At 55.6% G+C, this 24,526-nt stretch carries 19 protein-coding genes, 1 rRNA gene, 1 pseudogene and 1 riboswitch; of the genes and pseudogenes, 9 read left to right on the top strand and 12 right to left on the bottom strand.

From position 1 onward, the window contains the following. Window positions 1-45: 45 nt before the first annotated feature. Together rpoC and OQV00_RS25075 are read left to right on the top strand one after the other, a co-directional pair. On the top strand, window positions 46-4,269 hold the full coding sequence (gene rpoC, locus OQV00_RS25080) for a DNA-directed RNA polymerase subunit beta' (RefSeq protein WP_015585387.1): 4,224 nt from the start codon (window positions 46-48) through the stop codon (window positions 4,267-4,269). Between the two features lie 412 nt (window positions 4,270-4,681). Continuing rightward, complete coding sequence (locus tag OQV00_RS25075) at window positions 4,682-6,022, top strand: anaerobic C4-dicarboxylate transporter (protein WP_004118421.1); 1,341 nt, start codon at window positions 4,682-4,684, stop codon at window positions 6,020-6,022. A 50-nt stretch (window positions 6,023-6,072) separates the two neighbouring features. On the opposite strand, the gene OQV00_RS25070 is transcribed toward OQV00_RS25075, so the two are convergent. From OQV00_RS25070 to OQV00_RS25025, 10 genes are all read right to left on the bottom strand, one after another. Next, window positions 6,073-6,381 (bottom strand): PTS lactose/cellobiose transporter subunit IIA, encoded by a 309-nt coding sequence (locus tag OQV00_RS25070; RefSeq protein WP_004118423.1) that lies wholly within the window; start codon window positions 6,379-6,381, stop codon window positions 6,073-6,075. A 3-nt stretch (window positions 6,382-6,384) separates the two neighbouring features. Beyond that, window positions 6,385-6,690, bottom strand: a complete 306-nt coding sequence (locus OQV00_RS25065) for a PTS sugar transporter subunit IIB (RefSeq protein WP_004118425.1) — start codon at window positions 6,688-6,690, stop codon at window positions 6,385-6,387. Between the two features lie 172 nt (window positions 6,691-6,862). Beyond that, window positions 6,863-8,395, bottom strand: coding sequence for a sensor domain-containing diguanylate cyclase (locus OQV00_RS25060; RefSeq protein ID WP_162661779.1), 1,533 nt, complete (start codon window positions 8,393-8,395; stop codon window positions 6,863-6,865). Between the two features lie 306 nt (window positions 8,396-8,701). Next, a complete protein-coding gene (gene thiH / locus OQV00_RS25055) occupies window positions 8,702-9,835 on the bottom strand; it encodes a 2-iminoacetate synthase ThiH (RefSeq protein WP_004118432.1) in 1,134 nt (377 codons plus the stop codon). Then, the gene (thiG, locus tag OQV00_RS25050; RefSeq protein ID WP_266279591.1) at window positions 9,832-10,602 is read right to left on the bottom strand and encodes a thiazole synthase; all 771 of its coding nucleotides are present in this window, start codon (window positions 10,600-10,602) and stop codon (window positions 9,832-9,834) included. The genes thiH and thiG overlap by 4 nt, the downstream gene beginning before the upstream one ends. Window position 10,603: 1 nt before the next feature. Continuing rightward, the gene (thiS, locus tag OQV00_RS25045) at window positions 10,604-10,804 is read right to left on the bottom strand and encodes a sulfur carrier protein ThiS (protein ID WP_004118436.1); all 201 of its coding nucleotides are present in this window, start codon (window positions 10,802-10,804) and stop codon (window positions 10,604-10,606) included. Next, entirely contained in the window at window positions 10,788-11,543 is a 756-nt protein-coding gene (locus tag OQV00_RS25040; protein WP_004118439.1) for a HesA/MoeB/ThiF family protein, read from the bottom strand. The genes thiS and OQV00_RS25040 overlap by 17 nt, the downstream gene beginning before the upstream one ends. Next, window positions 11,536-12,171, bottom strand: coding sequence for a thiamine phosphate synthase (gene thiE / locus OQV00_RS25035; protein ID WP_004118440.1), 636 nt, complete (start codon window positions 12,169-12,171; stop codon window positions 11,536-11,538). Before thiE ends, OQV00_RS25040 begins: the two co-directional genes overlap by 8 nt. Then, entirely contained in the window at window positions 12,171-14,066 is a 1,896-nt protein-coding gene (gene thiC, locus OQV00_RS25030; RefSeq protein ID WP_088402750.1) for a phosphomethylpyrimidine synthase ThiC, read from the bottom strand. The genes thiE and thiC overlap by 1 nt, the downstream gene beginning before the upstream one ends. 85 nt (window positions 14,067-14,151) lie before the next feature. Continuing rightward, window positions 14,152-14,265: riboswitch (TPP riboswitch) on the bottom strand. A 53-nt stretch (window positions 14,266-14,318) separates the two neighbouring features. Continuing rightward, window positions 14,319-14,816, bottom strand: coding sequence for an Rsd/AlgQ family anti-sigma factor (locus tag OQV00_RS25025; RefSeq protein WP_004118442.1), 498 nt, complete (start codon window positions 14,814-14,816; stop codon window positions 14,319-14,321). Between the two features lie 93 nt (window positions 14,817-14,909). Between OQV00_RS25025 and nudC the strand changes: the two genes are divergently transcribed. From nudC to OQV00_RS24995, 6 genes and pseudogenes are all read left to right on the top strand, one after another. After that, window positions 14,910-15,683, top strand: coding sequence for an NAD(+) diphosphatase (gene nudC, locus OQV00_RS25020; RefSeq protein WP_004118443.1), 774 nt, complete (start codon window positions 14,910-14,912; stop codon window positions 15,681-15,683). Between the two features lie 39 nt (window positions 15,684-15,722). After that, entirely contained in the window at window positions 15,723-16,787 is a 1,065-nt protein-coding gene (gene hemE / locus OQV00_RS25015) for a uroporphyrinogen decarboxylase (protein ID WP_004118444.1), read from the top strand. A 9-nt stretch (window positions 16,788-16,796) separates the two neighbouring features. Continuing rightward, window positions 16,797-17,468, top strand: coding sequence for a deoxyribonuclease V (gene nfi, locus OQV00_RS25010; protein ID WP_004118445.1), 672 nt, complete (start codon window positions 16,797-16,799; stop codon window positions 17,466-17,468). A gap of 42 nt (window positions 17,469-17,510) precedes the next feature. Continuing rightward, window positions 17,511-18,101 (top strand): YjaG family protein, encoded by a 591-nt coding sequence (locus tag OQV00_RS25005; protein WP_004118446.1) that lies wholly within the window; start codon window positions 17,511-17,513, stop codon window positions 18,099-18,101. Between the two features lie 186 nt (window positions 18,102-18,287). Continuing rightward, window positions 18,288-18,560: a nucleoid-associated protein HU-alpha gene (gene hupA, locus OQV00_RS25000; RefSeq protein WP_004097675.1), complete on the top strand. Its 273-nt coding sequence runs from the start codon at window positions 18,288-18,290 to the stop codon at window positions 18,558-18,560. Between the two features lie 72 nt (window positions 18,561-18,632). After that, window positions 18,633-19,264 (top strand): annotated as a pseudogene (locus tag OQV00_RS24995) (DUF1481 domain-containing protein). A 189-nt stretch (window positions 19,265-19,453) separates the two neighbouring features. On the opposite strand, the gene purD reads toward OQV00_RS24995, so the two are convergent. Together purD and purH are read right to left on the bottom strand one after the other, a co-directional pair. Continuing rightward, window positions 19,454-20,743, bottom strand: a complete 1,290-nt coding sequence (gene purD / locus OQV00_RS24990) for a phosphoribosylamine--glycine ligase (protein WP_015585383.1) — start codon at window positions 20,741-20,743, stop codon at window positions 19,454-19,456. Window positions 20,744-20,758: 15 nt separating this feature from the next. Next, the gene (gene purH, locus OQV00_RS24985; RefSeq protein ID WP_015585382.1) at window positions 20,759-22,348 is read right to left on the bottom strand and encodes a bifunctional phosphoribosylaminoimidazolecarboxamide formyltransferase/IMP cyclohydrolase; all 1,590 of its coding nucleotides are present in this window, start codon (window positions 22,346-22,348) and stop codon (window positions 20,759-20,761) included. Between the two features lie 614 nt (window positions 22,349-22,962). Here purH and OQV00_RS24980 point away from each other — a divergent pair. Beyond that, window positions 22,963-24,501 (top strand): 16S ribosomal RNA (locus OQV00_RS24980). Window positions 24,502-24,526 lie beyond the last annotated feature (25 nt).

The following is a 24,526-nucleotide window of genomic DNA, read 5'->3' as shown; positions in this document are numbered from 1 at the left end:
TAACCCCCGGCGCCAGATTGTGCTAACTCCGACGGGAGCAAATCCGTGAAAGACTTATTAAAGTTTCTGAAAGCGCAAACTAAAACCGAAGAGTTTGATGCGATCAAAATTGCTCTGGCATCGCCAGACATGATCCGTTCATGGTCTTTTGGTGAAGTTAAAAAGCCGGAAACCATTAACTACCGTACGTTCAAACCAGAGCGTGACGGCCTTTTCTGCGCCCGTATCTTTGGGCCGGTAAAAGATTACGAGTGCCTGTGCGGTAAGTACAAGCGCCTGAAACACCGTGGTGTTATCTGTGAGAAGTGCGGCGTTGAAGTGACCCAGACCAAAGTGCGTCGTGAGCGCATGGGCCACATCGAACTGGCCTCTCCGACCGCCCACATTTGGTTCCTGAAATCGCTGCCGTCCCGTATCGGCCTGCTGCTGGATATGCCGCTGCGCGATATCGAACGTGTTCTGTACTTCGAATCCTATGTGGTTATCGAAGGCGGAATGACCAACCTGGAACGTAATCAGATCCTGACTGAAGAGCAGTATCTGGATGCGCTGGAAGAGTTTGGTGACGAATTCGATGCGAAGATGGGTGCGGAAGCTATTCAGGCCCTGCTGAAAAGCATGGATCTGGAGCAAGAGTGCGAGCAGCTGCGTGAAGAGCTGAACGAAACTAACTCCGAAACCAAACGTAAAAAGCTGACCAAGCGTATCAAGCTGCTGGAGGCGTTCGTTCAGTCTGGCAACAAGCCGGAGTGGATGATCCTGACCGTTCTGCCGGTTCTGCCGCCAGATCTGCGTCCGCTGGTACCGCTGGATGGTGGTCGTTTCGCGACTTCTGACCTGAACGATCTGTATCGTCGCGTCATTAACCGTAACAACCGTCTGAAACGTCTGCTGGATCTGGCTGCGCCGGATATCATCGTACGCAACGAAAAACGTATGCTGCAGGAAGCGGTTGATGCCCTGCTGGATAACGGTCGTCGCGGTCGTGCGATCACCGGTTCTAACAAGCGTCCTCTGAAATCTTTGGCCGACATGATCAAAGGTAAACAGGGTCGTTTCCGTCAGAACCTGCTCGGTAAGCGTGTTGACTACTCCGGTCGTTCTGTTATCACCGTAGGTCCATACCTGCGTCTGCATCAGTGCGGTCTGCCGAAGAAAATGGCGCTGGAGCTGTTCAAACCGTTCATTTACGGCAAGCTGGAACTGCGTGGCCTGGCCACCACCATCAAAGCCGCGAAGAAAATGGTTGAGCGCGAAGAAGCGGTTGTCTGGGATATCCTGGACGAAGTTATCCGCGAACACCCGGTACTGCTGAACCGTGCACCAACCCTGCACCGTTTGGGTATCCAGGCATTTGAACCGGTACTGATCGAAGGTAAAGCTATCCAGCTGCACCCGCTGGTTTGTGCGGCCTATAACGCCGACTTCGATGGTGACCAGATGGCTGTTCACGTACCGCTGACGCTGGAAGCCCAGCTCGAAGCGCGTGCGCTGATGATGTCTACCAACAACATCCTGTCCCCGGCGAACGGCGAACCAATCATCGTTCCGTCTCAGGACGTTGTACTGGGTCTGTACTACATGACCCGTGACTGTGTTAACGCCAAAGGCGAAGGCATGGTGCTGACTGGCCCGAAAGAAGCGGAGCGTATTTATCGCGCCGGTCTGGCCTCTCTGCATGCGCGCGTTAAAGTGCGTATCACCGAATACGAAAAAGATGAAAACGGCCAGTTCGTTGCGAAAACCAGCCTGAAAGACACGACCGTTGGCCGTGCGATTCTGTGGATGATCGTGCCGAAAGGTCTGCCGTTCTCTATCGTGAACCAGGCGCTGGGTAAGAAAGCCATCTCTAAGATGCTGAATACCTGCTACCGTATTCTGGGCCTGAAACCGACCGTTATTTTTGCGGACCAGACGATGTACACCGGCTTTGCTTATGCAGCGCGTTCAGGTGCATCCGTTGGTATTGATGACATGGTCATCCCGGAGAAAAAACACGAGATCATCTCTGAGGCGGAAGCCGAAGTTGCTGAGATCCAGGAACAGTTCCAGTCCGGTCTGGTTACCGCGGGCGAACGCTATAACAAAGTTATCGATATCTGGGCTGCGGCGAACGATCGTGTATCCAAAGCGATGATGGATAACCTGCAAACCGAAACCGTGATTAACCGTGACGGCGTCGAAGAGCAGCAGGTTTCCTTCAACAGCATCTACATGATGGCCGACTCCGGTGCGCGTGGTTCTGCGGCACAGATTCGTCAGCTGGCGGGTATGCGTGGTCTGATGGCGAAGCCGGATGGCTCCATCATCGAAACGCCAATCACCGCGAACTTCCGTGAAGGTCTGAACGTACTCCAGTACTTCATCTCTACTCACGGTGCGCGTAAAGGTCTGGCGGATACCGCACTGAAAACAGCGAACTCCGGTTACCTGACCCGTCGTCTGGTTGACGTTGCCCAGGATCTGGTTGTCACTGAAGATGACTGTGGCACCCTGGAAGGCATCACCATGACCCCGGTTATCGAGGGTGGCGATGTTAAAGAGCCGCTGCGCGATCGCGTACTGGGTCGTGTGACCGCTGAAGACGTTCTGAAGCCGGGTACCGCGGACATTCTGGTTCCACGCAACACGCTGCTGCACGAGCACTGGTGTGACCTGCTGGAAGAGAACTCCGTTGACTCCGTCAAAGTGCGTTCCGTTGTATCCTGTGACACCGACTTTGGTGTATGTGCGCACTGCTACGGTCGTGACCTGGCGCGTGGCCACATCATCAACAAAGGTGAAGCAATCGGCGTTATCGCGGCACAGTCCATCGGTGAGCCGGGTACACAGCTGACGATGCGTACGTTCCACATCGGTGGTGCGGCATCTCGTGCGGCTGCTGAATCCAGCATTCAGGTGAAAAACAAGGGTAGCATCAAGCTGTCTAATGCCAAGTCGGTTGTGAACTCCGCTGGCAAGCTGGTTGTGACCTCGCGTAACACCGAACTGAAGCTGATCGACGAATTCGGTCGTACTAAAGAAAGCTATAAAGTGCCTTACGGCGCCGTTATGGCGAAAGGCGATGGCGAGCAGGTTGCCGGCGGTGAAACCGTGGCAAACTGGGATCCGCACACCATGCCGGTTATCTCTGAAGTTAGTGGTTTCATCCGCTTTACTGACATGATTGACGGCCAGACCATTACCCGTCAGACCGACGAATTAACCGGTCTGTCATCGCTGGTTGTTCTGGATTCTGCAGAACGTACCGCGGGCGGTAAAGATCTGCGTCCAGCGCTGAAAATTGTTGATGCACAGGGCAACGACGTTCTGATCCCAGGTACCGATATGCCTGCTCAGTACTTCCTGCCGGGCAAAGCGATTGTCCAGCTGGAAGATGGCGTACAGATCAGTGCGGGTGACGCTCTGGCGCGTATTCCTCAGGAATCCAGCGGTACCAAGGACATCACCGGTGGTCTGCCGCGCGTTGCGGACCTGTTCGAAGCACGTCGTCCGAAAGAGCCGGCTATCCTGGCGGAAATCAGCGGTATCATTTCCTTCGGTAAAGAAACCAAAGGCAAACGTCGTCTGGTTATCACTCCGTTAGACGGCAGCGATCCGTACGAAGAGATGATTCCGAAATGGCGTCAGCTGAACGTGTTCGAAGGTGAACGTGTAGAACGTGGTGATGTGGTTTCCGACGGTCCGGAAGCACCGCACGACATTCTGCGTCTTCGTGGCGTACACGCGGTAACGCGTTATATCACCAACGAAGTACAGGACGTTTACCGTCTGCAAGGCGTTAAGATTAACGATAAGCACATCGAAGTTATCGTTCGTCAGATGCTGCGCAAAGCGACCATCGAAAGCGCAGGTAGCTCCGACTTCCTGGAAGGCGAACAGGTTGAATACTCCCGCGTCAAGATTGCTAACCGCGATCTGGAAGCGAACGGCAAAGTGGCGGCGACTTACTCCCGCGACCTGCTGGGTATCACCAAAGCGTCTCTGGCAACCGAGTCGTTCATCTCTGCCGCATCGTTCCAGGAGACCACGCGTGTCCTGACCGAAGCAGCCGTTGCGGGCAAACGCGACGAACTGCGCGGCCTGAAAGAGAACGTTATCGTCGGTCGTTTGATCCCGGCGGGTACCGGCTATGCGTACCACCAGGATCGTATGCGCCGCCGCGCCGCGGGCGAACAGCCTGCAGCACCTCAGGTGAGCGTGGAAGAAGCTTCTGCTAACCTGGCAGAACTGCTGAACGCAGGTCTGGGCGGTTCCGACAACGATTAATCGTTGACGCTACGCTTAAAAAGCCAGTCAGGTCTCCTGACTGGCTTTTTTATTATCCCGACATCTGCCACGATAATATCCGCTTCCGTCCCCTCATAATGAATTACATTCCATTAATATTTCCCCCTCAATTAAGCAGCAAACAATTCATATAAAAGTTGGCTGGCTGTTTTTTCTTAATACCCACACTTATTGATGGGTAAAAATTCTACACGTATCAAAAAATCAGCAAATCAAAGGCGATATAGTCAAAAAGTCCAATTAATCATGTGATTACTTTTTCTTTTATCTTCGGGTTCATAAAGCCGAGGAGGGCGGTTTATACCCGTAAAACGCGATGCGGGAGATGGCTAAATAATACGGCAGCAGAAGATAAGTCTTTTGATTTTCATAGCCAGGGGCTGGGGGATGCATGGAATTCGCAATACAACTCATCATTATCTTAATTTGTCTCTTTTATGGTGCCAGAAAGGGCGGTATCGCACTGGGTCTTTTAGGCGGTATCGGGCTGGTTATTTTGGTCTTTGTCTTTCATCTTCAGCCGGGTAAGCCACCGGTTGATGTGATGCTGGTGATTATTGCGGTTGTTGCCGCTTCGGCGACGCTTCAGGCTTCCGGCGGGTTAGATGTGATGCTGCAGATCGCTGAGAAACTTCTGCGGCGCAATCCAAAATATGTCTCCATTGTGGCTCCTTTCGTCACCTGTACGCTGACCATTCTTTGCGGCACCGGCCACGTGGTTTATACGATTTTGCCGATTATTTATGACGTCGCTATCAAGAACAATATTCGTCCCGAGCGCCCGATGGCGGCCAGCTCCATTGGCGCACAGATGGGGATTATCGCCAGTCCGGTGTCCGTAGCGGTGGTGTCACTGGTGGCGATGCTGGGCAACTTTACCTTCAACGGTAAGCATCTCGAATTTCTCGATCTGCTGGCTATTACCATTCCCTCTACGCTGCTGGGGATTCTGGCAATCGGTATTTTTAGCTGGTTTCGCGGTAAAGACTTAGATAAAGACGACGCGTTTCAGGCTTTCATCTCAACGCCGGAAAACCGTCATTATGTTTATGGCGATACGGCAACGCTGCTGGATCGAAAACTGCCGACCAGTAACTGGGTCGCCATGTGGATCTTCCTGGCGTCGATTGCCGTGGTTGCCGTTCTGGGGGCCTTCTCCGAACTGCGCCCGGCATTCAACGGCAAGCCGCTGTCGATGGTACTGGTGATTCAGATGTTCATGCTGCTCTCCGGCGCACTCATCATCATCATCACCAAAACTAACCCGGCGTCGATTTCTAAGAATGAGGTTTTCCGCTCGGGGATGATCGCCATTGTGGCGGTGTACGGTATTGCCTGGATGGCGGAAACGATGTTCGGCGCGCACATGACGGAGATTAAAGGCGTGCTCGGCGAAATGGTGAAGGAGTATCCGTGGGCCTATGCCATCGTACTGCTGCTGGTCTCCAAGTTTGTCAATTCCCAGGCCGCAGCGCTGGCGGCGATTGTCCCGGTGGCGCTGGCGATTGGCGTCGATCCGGCCTACATTGTCGCCTCCGCGCCAGCCTGCTATGGCTATTATATTCTGCCAACCTACCCGAGCGACCTGGCGGCGATTCAGTTCGATCGCTCAGGGACGACGCATATCGGCCGCTTTGTGATTAACCATAGCTTTATTCTGCCGGGGCTCATTGGCGTCAGCGTTTCGTGCGTGTTTGGCTGGGTCTTCGCCGCGCTTTACGGCTTCTTGTAATAAAAAAAGCAGGTGCCTGGCGGGCACCTGCTATTCACTGCGTTTATTGACTACGCGGTGCGACGATACAGTTCAATCATATCGGTTGCCAGATCCTGTATCACCATGGCATTCATCAGATGATCCTGGGAGTGAACGGTAATCAGGTTCACCGGCAGCTTACCTGTGCCTTCATCGAGACCGATGAGCTGGGTCTGGATTTTATGCGCATGCTTCACAAACTCATGTGATTCTGCCATTGCCTGCTCAGAAGCCGCAAAATCACCTTTGCGGGCCAGCTGCAGAGCCGTTAATGCCGAACTGCGGGCAGAACCCGCATTCACCAACAGCTCCATAATGATCGTTTCTAAATCTTCCATGACTTACTCCATCAACTTCAGGGCTTTATCGAGAACAGCATCGCCTTTCATCATGCCGTAATCCATCATATCGATAACGGCGACTTTTTTACCAAACGGGTCGGCCAGCGCCTGGAGCTTAGCTTGCTCGTACTTCACCTGAGGACCGAGCAGGATAATATCGGCAGTAGCAAGATTATCTTTAAACTCGGCAACCGGTACGGCTTTGATGGAGACTTCCACACCTTTCTGTTGTGCCGCGGCCTGCATGCGTTGAACCAGCATGCTGGTGGACATTCCAGCGGCGCAGCATAAAACGATATTCTTCATAGTTGATGGCCCTTATGTTCCCTTGATGCATCATCTTTATCGCGGGCCGACAGACACGACAACCGCTTTGCCGTGATTGTGTGTAAGGCATCACAAAATAATGAAACCGGTTTCGGTTTTAGGGTTGAAAACAGTAAAATCCGGGCTGACGGGCCTGCAGATGCAGGTGGTTTTAAGCGCGGACGATACGGTTTTTGCCCTGCTGCTTGGCTTTATAAAGCGCTTCATCAACGCTCACCACTAGCTGCTCCAGAGGCTCCATATTCCATTCGCCCAGGCCCGCGCTGAAGGTTACCATCAGTCCTTCTTCACGCCAGGTGCGTTGGGCAATGTTGAGTCGCCAGCTTTCCAGTATCGCCGGCGCATTGGCAATATGCTCGCCGGTGAAAATCACGGCAAACTCTTCGCCGCCATAGCGGTAGAGTGAAATATTCTGAGGTTGCAGGATTTGCAGTCCTTCACGTGCGACGTTGCGTAAAACAATATCGCCGTTGAGGTGACCCCAGGTGTCGTTAATCGATTTGAAGTTATCGATATCGACCAGGGCCAGCGCGAAAGGTTGATGATCGTTCATTAGCGCGGCGGTATCGCTGTCGAAGGCGCGGCGGTTTTTACAGCCGGTGAGCGCATCGATGGTAGCCTGGCGGACATAGATCAGTTCGCGCTGTTTATTACTTTCGATGGCTTTACTCAGCATCGCTTCCAGCCGCGGAGCACGGTTAACGTCGCCGGTTTTAATCGCGTTGATGATATTCATCAGCACCGTGTGGGATGCGTGGCGCAGATAGAGGCCAAAGAGAATAATCACAATGGCGGCCAGGGCAAACCCCCAAAGCACGATATCGGTTTCATACCGGGTTAAATCTACCAGCGTGGTGTTATCCACGCGGTAGATGACAAACCAGTCTGGATTGGTGAACGAATAATAGTAATACCAGATGCCCTTTTTCTCGTCATACAGCTGACCCTCGGCGCTGGTCATTTTGTCCATGAGATCGTCGCGGACATAGGGTTTAAAAAGCGCGCCGGTATCCGGATGGAGTACGACTTTCCCGTCGCGCTGCACGACGAAAAACTCGCCCTGAACAGGTGCGACCATCTGGCGTAAAGCGTATCCCATTGAGGTCAGATCCAGATGAAATGCGAGGCTGCCTTTGAGCCGGCCTTCCGGTGAGATGACCGGTTTATAGAGCGTAATGGTCGGATGCTGTGTAAAGAAATCCAGATAGGGACTGGTATAGTGGCTGAACGTGCTGGCCTCCGCCTGTTTGATAAACCACGGTCTGGACTTCGGATCGAAGGCGCGGCTGTTATCATTTTCCAGCACTTCAGGCGCCCGGAGGTAATGGCCCTGGGTATCCGCCAGCGAAATAGAAGAGACGGTTGGCATCAGCTCCTGCAGCTGCATTAATTCCTGCAACCCACCTTGCGGATCGATATTAATGGCCTGATTTAACTTATCGTTGTTCGCAAAGAACTTGGTTGCCCTGGCGAGGATATAATCATTTCCACGCAGCAGCGATTCCGTATAGTTCACGGCCAGGTTATGGGTGAAATTGCGATTAACGTGGTGATAGTCCTCGAGAAAGTTCTGTCTCTGCGTCGTGGTGACGAATACGGCGATCAGCAAAAAGCTGAGTAAAATCCCGGCAAAGCCAATAAGAATTGGCATAGTAAAAGAGAGCTTTCTACTGTGACGAGCCATGTGTTTTAAATCGTTCCAGAAGGTTTTTTCCATGGGAAGAAGCGCAGGATTAGTCGCAATGCCTGGCAAGCGAATCAGATGTTGCCTGGTTAATTATAACTGTGGCCAGCGGGAGGATGGGATTTATCTTCGATCGTGAGAGCTATGAATGCGATGAAGCAGGGCGAAAATGAGGAAGAGAAGTTTCGCCCTGGTCAGCATCCGCTGCTGACCAGGGCAGAATAGAGAAACGGAAATATGACCACAATCTCCCGTTTCTCTCATTACGATCGTCCACGAAGAACGTTTACGACGTTACATTCCTCATCATGATGAGCGGGAAGCGCGTCCCAGCCAGCTATCCCAGTCTTTCCATACCGGCTGCAGTCCGCTGGCTACCAGCGCGCTGGCAACCTCTTCCGGGCGACGGTCATCGTGAGGCGCGAACTGCTCCAGCTCCGGATGGTTATCGGCATACCCGCCGGGCTGCGTTTTCGAAAATGCACTGACGTTGTTGATGGCCAGCGGGATCACCCGATCGCGGAACCAGGGGGATTCACGGGTGGAGAGCGAGAGCTCCACTTCCGGGGCCAGCAGGCGGAAGGCGCAAATGGTTTGCACCAGCTGCCGTTCATCCATTAATGAGGCGGGCTCGATGCCCCCGGCGCAAGGGCGTAATCGCGGAAAGGAGATGGAGTAGCGGCTGCGCCAGTAGCGTTGCTGGAGCCACAGCAGATGTTCCGCCACCATAAAGCAATCCACGCGCCAGCTGTCGGAGAGGCCAATTAATGCGCCAAGGCCAATCTTATCAATTCCCGCCTCTCCAAGCCTGTCCGGCGTATCCAGTCGCCAGAAAAAATCCTGCTTTTTGCCTTTCAGATGATGTTTCGCATACATACTTTCATGATAGGTCTCCTGATAGACCATCACGCCGTCCAGCCCGAGGGTTTTCAGCTCGGCATACTCCGCCATCGCCAGCGGCTGGACCTCCATATGCAGCGAGGCGAACTGGCGGCGAATCGCGGGCAGATGCTGGCGAAAATAGTCCATGCCGACTTTGCTTTGATGTTCGCCGGTCACCAGCAGCAGATGCTCAAAGCCCATTTCGCGGATCGCCGCGCATTCACGGGCAATTTCCGCCTCATCCAGAGTCTTGCGCTTGATACGGTTACTCATTGAGAAACCGCAGTAGGTACAATCGTTGGCGCACAGATTAGAGAGATACAGCGGGACATAAAAGCTGACGGTATTACCAAAACGCTGGCGAGTCAGGCGCTGCGCACGCTGCGCCAGCGGCTCCAGATAACCCGCGGCGGCAGGAGAGAGCAGGGCCATCATATCGTCGCGGCTGAGCTGTTTTGCCGCCAGGGCGCGTTCAACGTCGGCGGGGGTTTTACTGTTGATACGCAGGCGAATATCGTCCCAGTCCAGCTGCCGCCAGCGGTCAGTGAAGGTATTCATACCAGCGCCTCCAGAAAGCCGGTCAGTGGGCTGGTGGCCTGCGCCTGCGCGCTGCGCGTCCCCGGGCCAGCCTGTCGCGCCAGCAATCCGGCATCAATCGCCAGGCGGAAAGCCCGGGCCATGGTGGCCGGGTCGTCGGCGACGGCGATGGCGGTATTCACCAGTACCGCGTCGGCACCCATTTCCAGCGCCTGAGCTGCATGGCTCGGCACGCCAATACCGGCATCAACCACCACAGGTACCGTGGCCTGCTCGATAATAATTTCCAGCATCGCTCTGGTTTCCAGCCCCTGGTTGGAACCGATCGGCGCGCCGAGTGGCATCACCGCCGCGCAGCCCGCCTCTTCCAGACGCTTGCACAGTACCGGATCGGCGCCGCAGTAGGGCAGCACCACAAAGCCTTCCCGTACCAGAATTTCTGCCGCTTTCAGCGTTTCAATCGGATCGGGGAGCAGCCAGCGCGCGTCCGGATGGATTTCCAGCTTCAGCCAGTGGGTACCCAGCGCTTCCCGCGCCAGACGGGCGGCAAATACGGCTTCTTCTGCCGTTTTGGCCCCGGAGGTATTGGGCAGCAGGCTCACGCCAGCCGCCAGTAGCGGTGCGAGGATAGCGTCATTATGCTGACGTAAATCGACGCGTTTCATTGCCAGCGTCACCAGCTGACTGCCGGAGGCGCGAATGGCCTCCACCATCACGTCGGGAGCGGCGAATTTACCGGTACCGGTGAAAAGATGTGATTCAAATGTTTTATCCGCAATACGTAACATGTCAGCCTCCGGCGATAACCTGAAAAAGCAGGATTTGGTCGCCTTCCTGCAGAAGATGGTGTTCCCACCGCTCGCGCGGCAGGATGTGTTGATTGAGCGCCAGCGCGACGCCCGGCTGATGCTGTTCCAGCTGAGTGAGCAGGGCGGCGACGGATGTCGCTTCGGCGCACTGCAACGGTTCATCGTTAAACCACACCTGCATGCTGCCCTCCACATACTGGACAACCCTGAGCCCGCTGTAATGCAAGTGCGCGCCAGCTGCTGGTGCGGGCATCGAACAACCGCAAAGTATTACGCGGCGTTGCCATGCCGCTGAGCAGCTTGATAGCCTCCAGCGCCTGCAGGGTACCCATCATGCCGACTACCGGGCCGATAATGCCCGCCGTACGACAGTTGCGTTCGGGCTCGTTAGCATCTGGCCACAGGCAGCGATAGCAGCCCTGTTCCCACGGCGGCGTCAGTACCATCAGCTGGCCTCCCAGCCCGACGGCGCTGGCGGTAATCAACGGTGTTGCAAGGGCGACGCAGGCGGCATTGATCGCCTGGCGGGTCACCATATTATCGGTGCAATCCAGTACCACATCGGCCTTCGCCACTTCATCCAGCAGGGCCTTTCCGCCTAACCGCTGCTTCAGCGCAATCAGTTCAATTTGCGGGTTGAGACGAGCCAGCCTTGCTCTGGCGGCCGTGGTTTTGGGTTGCGCGATATCATCGCTGGTGAACAGAATTTGCCGCTGTAGGTTGCTGACGTGCACGTCGTCGTCATCGGCCAGCACCAGCGTGCCGACACCGGCCCCGGCCAGGTACAGCGCAGCAGGCGAGCCCAGCCCGCCGAGACCGACGATCAATACCCGGCTGGCCAGCAGCTTTTGCTGCCCTTCGATGGCGATATCCTCCAGCAGCAGCTGGCGGCTATAGCGCATAAAATCATTGTCATTCATCACCGGCTCCCGCGATCGTCAGCAGTTGCGCGGTAGCCTGCTGCCAGTCCGCCGTCTGGGTGATTGCGCTGACCACGGCAATGCTGCCAACGCCGGTGCCCAGTACCGCCGGCGCGCGTTCGAGGCTGATGCCGCCGATCGCCACCGTCGGATAATCTTCCAGACGCTGGATATGGCGGGCAAGCTGTTCCAGCCCCTGAGGGGCGGAAGGCATCTGTTTGGTTTGCGTAGGAAAAACGTGGCCCAGGGCGATATAGGAGGGGCGTGCGGCCAGCGCAACGTCGATCTCCATATCGTCATGGGTCGAGACCCCAAGACGCAGGCCGGCGTTGCGGATCGCGCTCAGGTCCGTCGTTTCCAGGTCCTCCTGGCCCAGATGCACGCCGTAGGCCTGATGCTTAATGGCCAGCTGCCAGTAGTCGTTGATAAACAGCCGGGCATGATATTGACGACCGAGCGCGATAGCGGCGATCACATCGTCCTCAACGTCGCTGTCGCGCTTATCTTTGATGCGCAGCTGAAGGGTACGCACGCCGGCTTTCAGCAGGCGCTCAATCCATACCACGCTATCAACAACCGGATAGAGGCCTAAACGGAACGGGACGGACGGAAAATCGGGTTGATACATCAGGCTTGCTCCTTACGTAAATAGATTTCGCCGCCGCGGGTGCGGAAGTCCTGCGACATATCGGCCATTCCGCTTTCGATATCCTGGCGGGCGGCGTAGTCGCGCACTTCCTGACTGATTTTCATTGAACAGAATTTGGGTCCGCACATGGAGCAGAAGTGGGCGACTTTTCCCGACTCCTGCGGCAGGGTTTCATCGTGCCAGGCGCGGGCGGTGAAGGGGTCGAGGGAGAGGTTGAACTGATCCTCCCAGCGGAACTCAAAACGCGCTTTGGACATGGCGTTATCGCGGATCTGCGCCCCGGGATGGCCTTTGGCGAGGTCGGCGGCGTGGGCGGCGATTTTGTAGGTAATCAGCCCCTGCTTCACGTCCTCTTTATTCGGCAGCCCGAGGTGCTCTTTCGGCGTGACGTAGCAGAGCATCGCGCAGCCAAACCAGCCGATCATCGCGGCGCCGATACCGGAGGTGAAGTGATCGTAGCCGGGAGCGATATCGGTGGTTAACGGCCCGAGGGTATAGAACGGCGCTTCGTGACAGTGCTCCAGCTCTTCGGTCATGTTGCGGCGGATCATCTGCATCGGCACGTGACCCGGACCTTCAATCATCACCTGCACGTCGTACTCCCAGGCGATTTTCGTCAGCTCGCCTAAGGTTCGCAGCTCGGCAAACTGCGCTTCATCGTTGGCGTCCTGGATCGAACCCGGGCGCAGACCGTCGCCGAGCGAAAGCGAAACGTCATAGGCGGCGCAGATTTCACAAATTTCGCGGAAGTGCTGATAGAGGAAGTTTTCCTGATGGTGCGACAGGCACCATTTCGCCATGATCGAACCGCCGCGGGAGACAATACCGGTGAGGCGTCTGGCGGTCAGCGGCACGTAGCGCAGCAGGACGCCGGCGTGGATGGTGAAGTAGTCAACGCCTTGCTCCGCCTGTTCCAGCAGGGTGTCGCGAAAGGCTTCCCAGCTCAGGTCTTCGGCAATGCCGTTGACCTTTTCCAGCGCCTGATAGATCGGCACCGTACCGATAGGCACCGGACTGTTGCGCAGGATCCACTCGCGGGTTTCGTGGATATAGCGGCCGGTGGAGAGATCCATCACCGTATCCGCTCCCCAGCGGGTTGACCACACCAGCTTTTCGACCTCCTCCTCAATGGAGGAGGTGACGGCGGAGTTGCCGATATTGGCGTTAACTTTGACCAGAAAATTACGGCCGATGATCATCGGCTCCGACTCGGGATGGTTAATATTGGCGGGAATAATGGCGCGCCCGGCAGCCACCTCGTCGCGGACAAACTCCGGCGTGATGTTGTCCGGCAGATGGGCGCCGAACCCTTCTCCCGGGTGCTGGTGGCGCAGCACTTCGCTACGAATGCGCTCGCGGCCCATATTTTCGCGCAGGGCGATAAACTCCATCTCCGGCGTGACGAGGCCCCGGCGGGCGTAGTGGAGCTGAGTCACGCGGCGGCCGGCTCTGGCCCGCTTTGGCGTCAGCAGGCGGCTGAAGCGCAGCCCGTCAAGGCCGTCATCAGCCAGGCGTTGCTGGGAGTAAGCGGAGCTGCGATGGCTCAGCGGTTCGCTATCGTTACGCGCGTCAATCCACGGCTGGCGCAGCTTTGCCAGACCCTGGTGGACATCGATCGGGATATTGGGGTCGCCGTAGGGACCGGAGGTATCGTACACCGGGATCGCTTCGTTATCTTCATAGCGCGGATTTTCTTTGCCGCCGCCGATAAGCGTGGGGCTAAGCTGGATTTCACGCATCGGGACGCGAATATCATCCTGCGAACCCTGAATGTAGATACGCTGCGAGTTGGGGAAGGCCGAGCCTTCAAGCGTGTCGATAAAACGCTGAGCGCGTTCGCGCTGCTGTCTGCGGGTCAGTTTTTCTGTAGACATAGCTCATTCCAGATGAAAAGGAGATGGCTTGTCAGACGACGGATGGAGTAACAGATGCGTTTAGTCCCTGAGGGACGGCCGCTCTTTGCAGTTTACTCTTGTTCCCTTCGCAGGTATTAGCCTGATCAGGTTCCGCGGATCCCGAATTAACGGTCTCAGCCTTTTCCAGTGTGGAAAATAGGCACTCCGACAAGATAACGCTCCCTCCGCAGAGGGAGAATGTCTGTAAATTACTCGTTAACGGTTCACAACTCAAGCAGTCGGCGCGATATTGTCGCTGACGTTGTCCCGCAGGTTGTACGAAATGGCGAGGGCGATCAGCTTATCTTCCAGCGCAAAGCGGGCTTCCAGCGCTTCGCCGATATCAGACAACGCCTGCTGGAACTCAAGATAATTATCATGATCGATAGCATTTTCGAGGCAGGAGTCGTAGTAATCCATAATTTGCTGGGTATTGGCTTCCAGCTGCGGATAGAGTCTGGTGGCCGCCAAAAGTGGCGTATCACCTTCCATTTCGCCAAGAATACGTTCATAAATACTAAAATGGCCGGAGGAGAGGTAATCCACCAGGCTTTGGCAAAAGCTATCCAGCGCCTTTTCGTTAAGCCGCATAAAGGATTCTTTTCCTGGTTTCAGGCCAACCAGCTTGTAGTAAGCGACGAGCAAATGCTTACGTACATGCAGCCAGCGATCGACCAGTTCATTACTGCCTCCAACACGTTCCGTTAGGTTTTCCAGCTGGTTTAACATGGTTGACTCCGCAAGATTAAGAAAATAACGTTGCTCACCAAAATGTAAATATAATGTTAAAAGTGCCAGTAAAACGAAGGTAGTGCAATAGATATGGATCGTATTATTGAAAAATTAGATCGCGGCTGGTGGATCGTCAGTCACGAACAAAAATTATGGTTACCCGACGGGGAATTACCACATGGCGAAGCGGTAAATTTCAATCTTGTCGGCCAGCACGCACTGCATATTGGCGAATGGCAAGGCGACGCGGTGTGGATGGTGCGCCAGGATCGTCGGCATGATATGGGATCGTTGCGTCAGTTATTGGATCAGGATCCGGGGCTGTTTCAACTGGCGGGACGCGGGATCCAGCTGGCCGAATTTTACCGCTCGCATAAATTCTGCGGCTACTGCGGGCATCCTATGCATCCCAGCAAAACCGAATGGGCGATGCTATGCAGCCACTGCCGCGAACGTTATTACCCGCAAATTGCGCCCTGCATGATCGTGGCGATTCGCCGGGACGATTCTATCTTGCTGGCACAGCATACCCGCCATCGCAATGGCGTACATACGGTGCTGGCCGGGTTTGTCGAAGTGGGAGAGACGCTGGAGCAGGCGGTTGCCCGCGAGGTGATGGAAGAGTGCGGTCTGAAGGTGAAAAATCTGCGCTACGTGACCTCACAGCCGTGGCCGTTCCCGCAGTCGCTGATGACCGCATTTATGGCGGAATATGACAGCGGCGAGATTGTGATCGACAAGAAAGAGCTGCTGCAGGCTGGCTGGTATCGCTATGACGATTTACCGCTGCTGCCGCCGCCGGGTACCGTAGCGCGCCGCCTGATAGAAGACACCGTGGCAATGTGTCGGGCCGACGAGGAATGACGTGATACAATAACGGCCTGACGCTTAAGGAACTGCAAAATGACCGAACTGAAGAACGATCGTTATCTGCGTGCGCTGCTGCGCCAACCCGTTGATGTGACCCCGGTGTGGATGATGCGCCAGGCGGGCCGCTATTTACCGGAGTACAAAGCCACTCGTGCCCAGGCGGGCGACTTTATGTCGCTGTGTAAAAACGCCGAGCTGGCCTGCGAAGTCACATTGCAGCCGCTGCGCCGCTATGCGCTGGATGCGGCGATCCTCTTCTCGGACATTTTGACCATCCCTGACGCAATGGGGCTGGGGCTCTATTTCGAAACCGGCGAAGGCCCACGTTTCACCTCGACGATTACCTGCAAAGCCGATGTCGACAAACTGCCGGTGCCCGATCCGGAAGATGAGCTCGGTTACGTGATGAACGCCGTGCGGACGATTCGCCGCGAACTAAAAGGCGAGGTTCCGCTGATTGGTTTCTCCGGTAGCCCGTGGACGCTGGCGACCTATATGGTTGAAGGGGGCAGTAGCAAGGCCTTCACTGTGATCAAGAAAATGATGTATGCCGACCCGCAGGCGCTGCATGCGCTGCTCGAAAAGCTGGCCAAAAGCGTCACGCTGTACCTGAACGCGCAAATCAAAGCGGGCGCCCAGTCGGTGATGATTTTTGATACCTGGGGTGGCGTGCTGACCGGCCGCGATTATCAGCAGTTCTCGCTCTATTACATGCACAAAATCGTTGATGGCCTGCTGCGTGAAAACGAAGGCCGCCGCGTACCGGTGACCTTATTCACCAAAGGCGGCGGACAGTGGCTGGAAGCGATGGCCGAAACCGGCTGTGATGCGCTGGGTCTCGACTGGACCACCGATATCGCCGATGCGCGCCGCCGCGTCGGTCACAAAGTGGCGCTGCAGGGCAATATGGACCCTTCCATGCTCTATGCGCCTGCGGGCCGTATTGAAGAAGAAGTCGCGACCATACTGGCCGGCTTTGGTCAGGGAGAGGGCCATGTCTTCAACCTCGGTCATGGCATCCATCAGGATGTGAATCCTGAACACGCCGGCGTATTTGTAGAAGCGGTGCACCGGCTGTCGGCGCAATACCATCGCTAAGGAGCGAATATGGATCTGGCGTCGCTACGCGAACGGCAGCAGGAGCTGGCCGCGTCGGTCATTCGTGAGGATCGACTGGATCGGGATCCTCCCCGGCTGATCGGCGGTGCGGACGTTGGCTTCGAGCAAGAAGGTGAAGTGACGCGGGCGGCTATTGTGCTGCTCGCTTATCCATCTCTGGAACTGGTTGAGTATCAGGTGGCGCGCGTTGCCACCACCATGCCGTATATCCCCGGTTTTCTCTCCTTTCGTGAAACGCCCGCGCTGCTGGCGGCATGGCAGCAGCTCGCACAAAAACCAGACCTGCTCTTTGTCGATGGCCACGGGATTTCTCATCCCCGGCGTCTGGGCGTCGCCAGCCATTTTGGCCTGCTGGTGGATGTTCCGACCATTGGCGTGGCAAAAAAGCGCCTGTGCGGTCAGTTTATGCTGCCCGGCGATGAGCCGGGAGCGCTGGCGCCGCTGATGGATAAAAACGAGCAGCTGGCGTGGGTCTGGCGCAGCAAAGCGCGTTGCAACCCGCTGTTTGTCAGCACCGGTCACCGGGTGGCTCTCGATAGTGCGTTGACATGGGTTCAGCGCTGCATCAAGGGCTACCGCCTGCCGGAGCCTACGCGCTGGGCCGATGCGGTTGCCTCGCGGCGCCCGGCATTTGTGCGTTGGCAAGCAAATCACCGCTGATTCAGGTACACTGCGGCTAATTTCTGACTTCGAGAATTCATCATGTTACAAAACCCGATTCATCTGCGCCTGGAGAAGCTGGAAAGCTGGCAGCACGTCACCTTTATGGCCTGTTTGTGCGAGCGCATGTACCCCAATTACGCGATGTTCTGCCAGCAAACCGGATTTGCCGACGGCCAGCTGTATCGTCGTATCCTCGATCTGATTTGGGAAACTCTGACCGTCAAAGATGCGAAGGTGAATTTCGATAGCCAGCTGGAAAAACTGGAAGAGGCGATTCCGGTGGCCGACGACTATGATCTGTACGGCGTGTACCCGGCTATCGATGCCTGCGTTGCTCTGAGTGAACTGATTCATTCGCGTCTGAGCGGAGAAACGCTTGAGCACGCCATTGAGGTGAGCAAGAGTTCGATTACGACCGTCGCGATGCTGGAAATGACCCAGGCAGGTCGTGAAATGACCGATGAAGAGCTCAAAGAGAACCCGGCGGTTGAGCAAGAATGGGATATTCAGTGGGAAATTTTCCGCCTGCTGGCCGACTGTGAAGAACGCGATATTGAACTGATCAAAGGGCTGCGTGCAGACCTTCGTGAAGCCGGTGAGAGCAATATCGGTATAAATTTTCAGCAGTGAGACCAGAAAACGTGATTTACCGCCTGAATTGTAGCGTCTGAAGGCTTCCATTCCGCCCCCCGTCTGGTCTACATTTGGAGGGCGAAAAAAAGTGGCTATCGGTGCGTGTATGCAGGAGAGTGCTTTTCAGGCATTTCCGTCGCACTCGGTGCTTAGCAAGCGATAAACACATTGTAAGGATAACTTATGAACAAGACTCAACTGATTGATGTAATTGCGGACAAAGCTGACCTGTCCAAAGCACAGGCAAAAGCTGCCCTGGAATCTACCCTGGCTGCAATTACTGAGTCTCTGAAAGAAGGTGATGCTGTTCAACTGGTTGGTTTCGGTACCTTCAAAGTGAACCACCGCGCTGAGCGTACTGGCCGCAACCCGCAGACCGGTAACGAAATCAAAATTGCCGCTGCTAACGTGCCGGCGTTTGTTTCTGGTAAAGCACTGAAAGACGCAGTTAAGTAAGACCGCGTGGCAGTGTACAGTTTTAACGAAGGGGCCTTAAAGCCCCTTTTGTCTATCTGGCGTCGCGCATTGATGCTGGCAGGCGTCGTGCTGATCTCTGCCTGTAGCCATGATTCTTCTGTCCCACCTTTTACCGCCAGCGGGTATGCGGACAACCAGGGCGCGATGCGTATCTGGCGTCTGGACTCCAACGGCGAAGTGCATCTGCTTGCGGCCTTCAGCCCGTGGCGTCACGGCAACACTTCAACCAGCGAATACCGCTGGCAGGGCGACCGGCTCACGCTTATCGAACTCAACGTCTACGGCAAACCGACGGAACACATTCGCGCCCGTTTTGATGATCAGGGCGAACTGAGCTTTATGCAGCGCGAAGTGGACGGACAAAAACAGCAGCTTTCCAGCGATCAGGTGGCGCTTTACCGCTACCGGGCAACGCAGATTCGCCGGACCAGCGACGCATTGCGACAAGGCGCGTTGTTCTGCGTCAGGGGCGCTGGCATGCCAACCAGACGGTGACGACCTGTGAAGGGCAAACCGTGAAGCCGGATCTGGATGCGCGGGCCTTAGCCCATATTGAACGCCGCCAGAATCACTCCTCCGTTGAGGTGAGCGTGGCGTGGCTGGAAGCTTCAGACGGCGCTCAGCTTTTGCTGGTGGCCAACGAAGACTTCTGTACCTGGCAGCCGCAGGAAAAAACCTTCTGACCTCCTGTCAGAGACGCTTTGCGCTATCGGCGCGGTTACCATTCCCTCTGTCCTCCTCCACCATACGCTTCTCTGAGGCGGGTAGCCGAACATCCTCCGTGACAGGTTGGCGGGCTGACGATAAAAAACGGGCGACTCCAGAATGAAGCCGCCCGTCAATGAGGCCTGTTATGAGGTTACGCTCAGACGCTAGCGTTGCTCGCGGGCAATAGCGCGCCAGCCGATATCGCTACGGCTGAAGCTTCCTTCCCAATGAATACCGGTCAGGAGTTCGTAGGCACGCTGCTGCGCCTGGGCTACGGTGTCGCCCAATGCCGTCACGCACAGTACGCGGCCGCCGTTAGTCACCACGCGCTGATCGTCGGCAAGCTTCGTCCCGGCATGGAAGACCTTGCCATCCACCGCTTCTTCCTGCGGCAGGCCGAAGATTTCGTCACCGGTGGCGTAGTTGCCCGGATAGCCGCCTGCGGCAACCACCACGCCAAGCGAGGCGCGATCGTCCCACTCGGAGGTTTTCTCATCCAGCTTACCGTCACAGGCGGCGAGGCACAGCTCCACCATATCGGATTTCATACGCAGCATAATGGGCTGTGTTTCCGGATCGCCGAAACGGCAGTTGAACTCGATGACTTTTGGATTGCCCTGTTTGTCGATCATCAGACCGGCGTACAGGAAACCGGTATAGGTATTGCCTTCCGCCGCCATGCCTTTGACCGTTGGCCAAATGATGCGATCCATCGTGCGCTGATGCACCTCATCCGTGACCACCGGGGCGGGTGAGTAGGCGCCCATACCGCCGGTATTCGGACCGGTATCGCCATTGCCTACGCGTTTGTGGTCCTGGCTGGTGGCCATCGGCAGGACGTGCTCGCCGTCGACCATGACGATAAAGCTGGCTTCTTCACCATCGAGGAACTCTTCGATCACGATCCGATGACCCGCGTCGCCAAATGCGTTGCCGGCCAGCATATCCTGAACCGCCTCTTCCGCTTCTTGTAGCGTCATCGCGACAATCACGCCTTTACCGGCCGCCAGACCGTCCGCCTTGATAACAATCGGGGCGCCTTTTTCGCGCAGATAGGCCAGTGCCGGTTCGACTTCGGTGAAGTTCTGATATTCCGCGGTCGGAATGTTATGCCGCGCGAGGAAATCTTTGGTAAAGGCTTTTGAGCCTTCCAGCTGGGCGGCGCCTTCGGTCGGGCCGAAGATTTTCAGGCCCGCAGCGCGGAACGCATCGACAATGCCAATCACCAGCGGCGCTTCCGGGCCGACGATGGTCAGATCGATCTTTTCGCGCTGTGCAAAGTCCAGCAGCGCCGGAATATCGGTCACGCCGATATTCACGTTTTGCAGCGCAGGCTCCAGGGCGGTGCCGGCGTTACCCGGCGCCACGTAGACGGTGTCGACCAGCGGAGACTGTGCCGCCTTCCATCCCAGCGCGTGCTCGCGGCCGCCGTTGCCAATCACTAATACTTTCATGTTCTGCTCCGTGAATTAATGGCGGAAGTGACGCATGTCGGTGAAGATCATCGCAATGCCGTGTTCGTCAGCTGCGGCAATGACTTCATCATCACGGATAGAGCCGCCAGGCTGGATAACACAGGTAATGCCCACTGCAGCAGCAGCGTCGATACCGTCACGGAACGGGAAGAAGGCGTCAGAAGCCATTGCCGAGCCTTTCACTTCCAGACCTTCATCGCCCGCTTTGATACCGGCAATTTTCGCCGAGTAAACGCGGCTCATCTGGCCTGCACCTATCCCGATGGTCATGTTCTCTTTTGCATAGACAATCGCGTTGGATTTCACGAACTTCGCCACTTTCCAGCAGAACAGCGCGTCGCGCAGTTCCTGCTCGGTAGGCTGGCGTTTCGTCACGACGCGCAGATCGCTCTCGGTGACCATGCCCAGGTCGCGATCCTGAACCAGCAGGCCGCCGTTAACGCGTTTGAAATCGAGACCCGGGACGCGTGCCGCCCACTCGCCGCAGGTCAGAACGCGGACGTTCTGCTTGGCCGCCGTCACCTTCAGGGCCTCTTCGCTGGCGGATGGGGCAATGATCACTTCAACAAACTGGCGAGAAATGATGGCCTGTGCGGTTTCCGCATCCAGTTCACGGTTGAAGGCGATAATGCCGCCGAATGCGGAGGTCGGGTCGGTTTTGTAGGCGCGATCGTAAGCATCCAGAATTGAAGTGCTGACTGCGACGCCGCACGGGTTGGCGTGTTTGACAATCACGCAGGCCGGTTCGCTGAACTCTTTCACGCACTCCAGCGCCGCATCGGTATCGGCGATGTTGTTATAAGAAAGGGCTTTGCCTTGAACCTGAGTGGCGGTCGCAACCGACGCCTCTTTAATGTCTTCTTCTATATAGAAGGCAGCCTGCTGATGGCTGTTCTCGCCGTAGCGCATATCCTGCTTCTTAATGAAGTTCAGGTTCAGCGTACGCGGGAAGCGGCCGGAGGCTTCCTGAGTCTCACCATGATAGGCCGGAACCATGCTGCCGAAGTAGTTGGCAATCATGCTGTCGTAGGCAGCGGTGTGTTCGAAAGCTTTAATGGCGAGATCGAAGCGGGTTTCCAGAGTCAGGGAACCGTCGTTAGCATCCATCTCTTTAATAATGGCGTGGTAGTCATGGCTCTTCACGACGATAGCCACGTCTTTATGGTTCTTGGCCGCGGAGCGCACCATGGTCGGGCCGCCGATATCGATATTTTCTACCGCATCTTCCAGCGAACACCCTTCGCGGGCGACGGTCTGGGCAAACGGATAAAGGTTAACAACAACCATATCGATAGGAGAGATCGCGTGCTGGGCCATGATCTCATCATCCTGGCCGCGACGGCCGAGAATACCGCCGTGTACTTTTGGATGCAGGGTCTTAACGCGTCCATCCATCATTTCCGGGAAACCGGTGTAGTCAGAGACTTCGGTTACCGGCAGACCTTTCTCAGCCAGCAGGCGTGCGGTACCACCCGTAGACAGTAGCTCAACACCACGAGCGGAAAGAGCCTGCGCGAATTCGACGATACCGGCCTTGTCAGAAACACTGAGCAGAGCGCGGCGGACTGGACGACGTTGTTGCATGGTATTAAATCCCCAGGATTTGAACATTACAGAGAGCGTTAGGTGAGTTTTTGTCGAAAAACTCACCTAACGCACCCAACCGGGCATCCTTGTCATAGCGCGGCATTGTAACGAAAACGTTTGCGCAACGCTCGCGAATTTTTATCTTTCTCTTTTTTGCCGCTCTCTTCTCTATATAGAAGGGGCTTTTGACGGACTTTATCAGGTAAGAAGGGGCGCGATCTGTGGATAATTCTGTGTGTAACAGGGTATAAAACGGGGTTTTGCTGGGGAATGCAGCAGTCAGTCATTTTTCTGCAATTTTTCTATTGCGGGCGCTCGAGAACTCCCTATAATGCGCCTCCATCGACACGGAACAACGGCAAACAAGCCGCCGGGTTGAAAGAGAAAACTTCTGAAAAACGAGGTTGACTCTGAAAGAGGAAAGCGTAATATACGCCACCTCGCGACAGAGCGCTCAGCGCCGTCGCACTGCTCTTTAACAATTTATCAGACAATCTGTGTGGGCACTCAAAGTGACATGGATTCTTAACGTCCTCGGACGAAAAATGAATACCAAGTCTCTGAGTGAACACGTAATTCATTACGAAGTTTAATTCACGAGCATCAAACTTAAATTGAAGAGTTTGATCATGGCTCAGATTGAACGCTGGCGGCAGGCCTAACACATGCAAGTCGAGCGGTAGCACAGAGAGCTTGCTCTCGGGTGACGAGCGGCGGACGGGTGAGTAATGTCTGGGAAACTGCCTGATGGAGGGGGATAACTACTGGAAACGGTAGCTAATACCGCATAATGTCGCAAGACCAAAGTGGGGGACCTTCGGGCCTCATGCCATCAGATGTGCCCAGATGGGATTAGCTAGTAGGTGGGGTAATGGCTCACCTAGGCGACGATCCCTAGCTGGTCTGAGAGGATGACCAGCCACACTGGAACTGAGACACGGTCCAGACTCCTACGGGAGGCAGCAGTGGGGAATATTGCACAATGGGCGCAAGCCTGATGCAGCCATGCCGCGTGTATGAAGAAGGCCTTCGGGTTGTAAAGTACTTTCAGCGAGGAGGAAGGCGTTAAGGTTAATAACCTTGGCGATTGACGTTACTCGCAGAAGAAGCACCGGCTAACTCCGTGCCAGCAGCCGCGGTAATACGGAGGGTGCAAGCGTTAATCGGAATTACTGGGCGTAAAGCGCACGCAGGCGGTCTGTTAAGTCAGATGTGAAATCCCCGGGCTCAACCTGGGAACTGCATTTGAAACTGGCAGGCTTGAGTCTTGTAGAGGGGGTAGAATTCCAGGTGTAGCGGTGAAATGCGTAGAGATCTGGAGGAATACCGGTGGCGAAGGCGGCCCCCTGGACAAAGACTGACGCTCAGGTGCGAAAGCGTGGGGAGCAAACAGGATTAGATACCCTGGTAGTCCACGCTGTAAACGATGTCGACTTGGAGGTTGTTCCCTTGAGGAGTGGCTTCCGGAGCTAACGCGTTAAGTCGACCGCCTGGGGAGTACGGCCGCAAGGTTAAAACTCAAATGAATTGACGGGGGCCCGCACAAGCGGTGGAGCATGTGGTTTAATTCGATGCAACGCGAAGAACCTTACCTACTCTTGACATCCAGAGAACTTAGCAGAGATGCTTTGGTGCCTTCGGGAACTCTGAGACAGGTGCTGCATGGCTGTCGTCAGCTCGTGTTGTGAAATGTTGGGTTAAGTCCCGCAACGAGCGCAACCCTTATCCTTTGTTGCCAGCGATTCGGTCGGGAACTCAAAGGAGACTGCCAGTGATAAACTGGAGGAAGGTGGGGATGACGTCAAGTCATCATGGCCCTTACGAGTAGGGCTACACACGTGCTACAATGGCATATACAAAGAGAAGCGACCTCGCGAGAGCAAGCGGACCTCATAAAGTATGTCGTAGTCCGGATTGGAGTCTGCAACTCGACTCCATGAAGTCGGAATCGCTAGTAATCGTAGATCAGAATGCTACGGTGAATACGTTCCCGGGCCTTGTACACACCGCCCGTCACACCATGGGAGTGGGTTGCAAAAGAAGTAGGTAGCTTAACCTTCGGGAGGGCGCTTACCACTTTGTGATTCATGACTGGGGTGAAGTCGTAACAAGGTAACCGTAGGGGAACCTGCGGTTGGATCACCTCCTTACCTGAAAGAACCTGCCTTTGTAGTG

Origin of the sequence: Klebsiella sp. DY2415 (genome assembly GCF_026314315.1) — a bacterium.
Taxonomy (GTDB): Bacteria; Pseudomonadota; Gammaproteobacteria; order Enterobacterales; family Enterobacteriaceae; genus Klebsiella; species Klebsiella ornithinolytica.
Note: the sequence above shows the minus strand (reverse complement) of the source record. Positions and strands in the feature narration are given on the sequence as shown.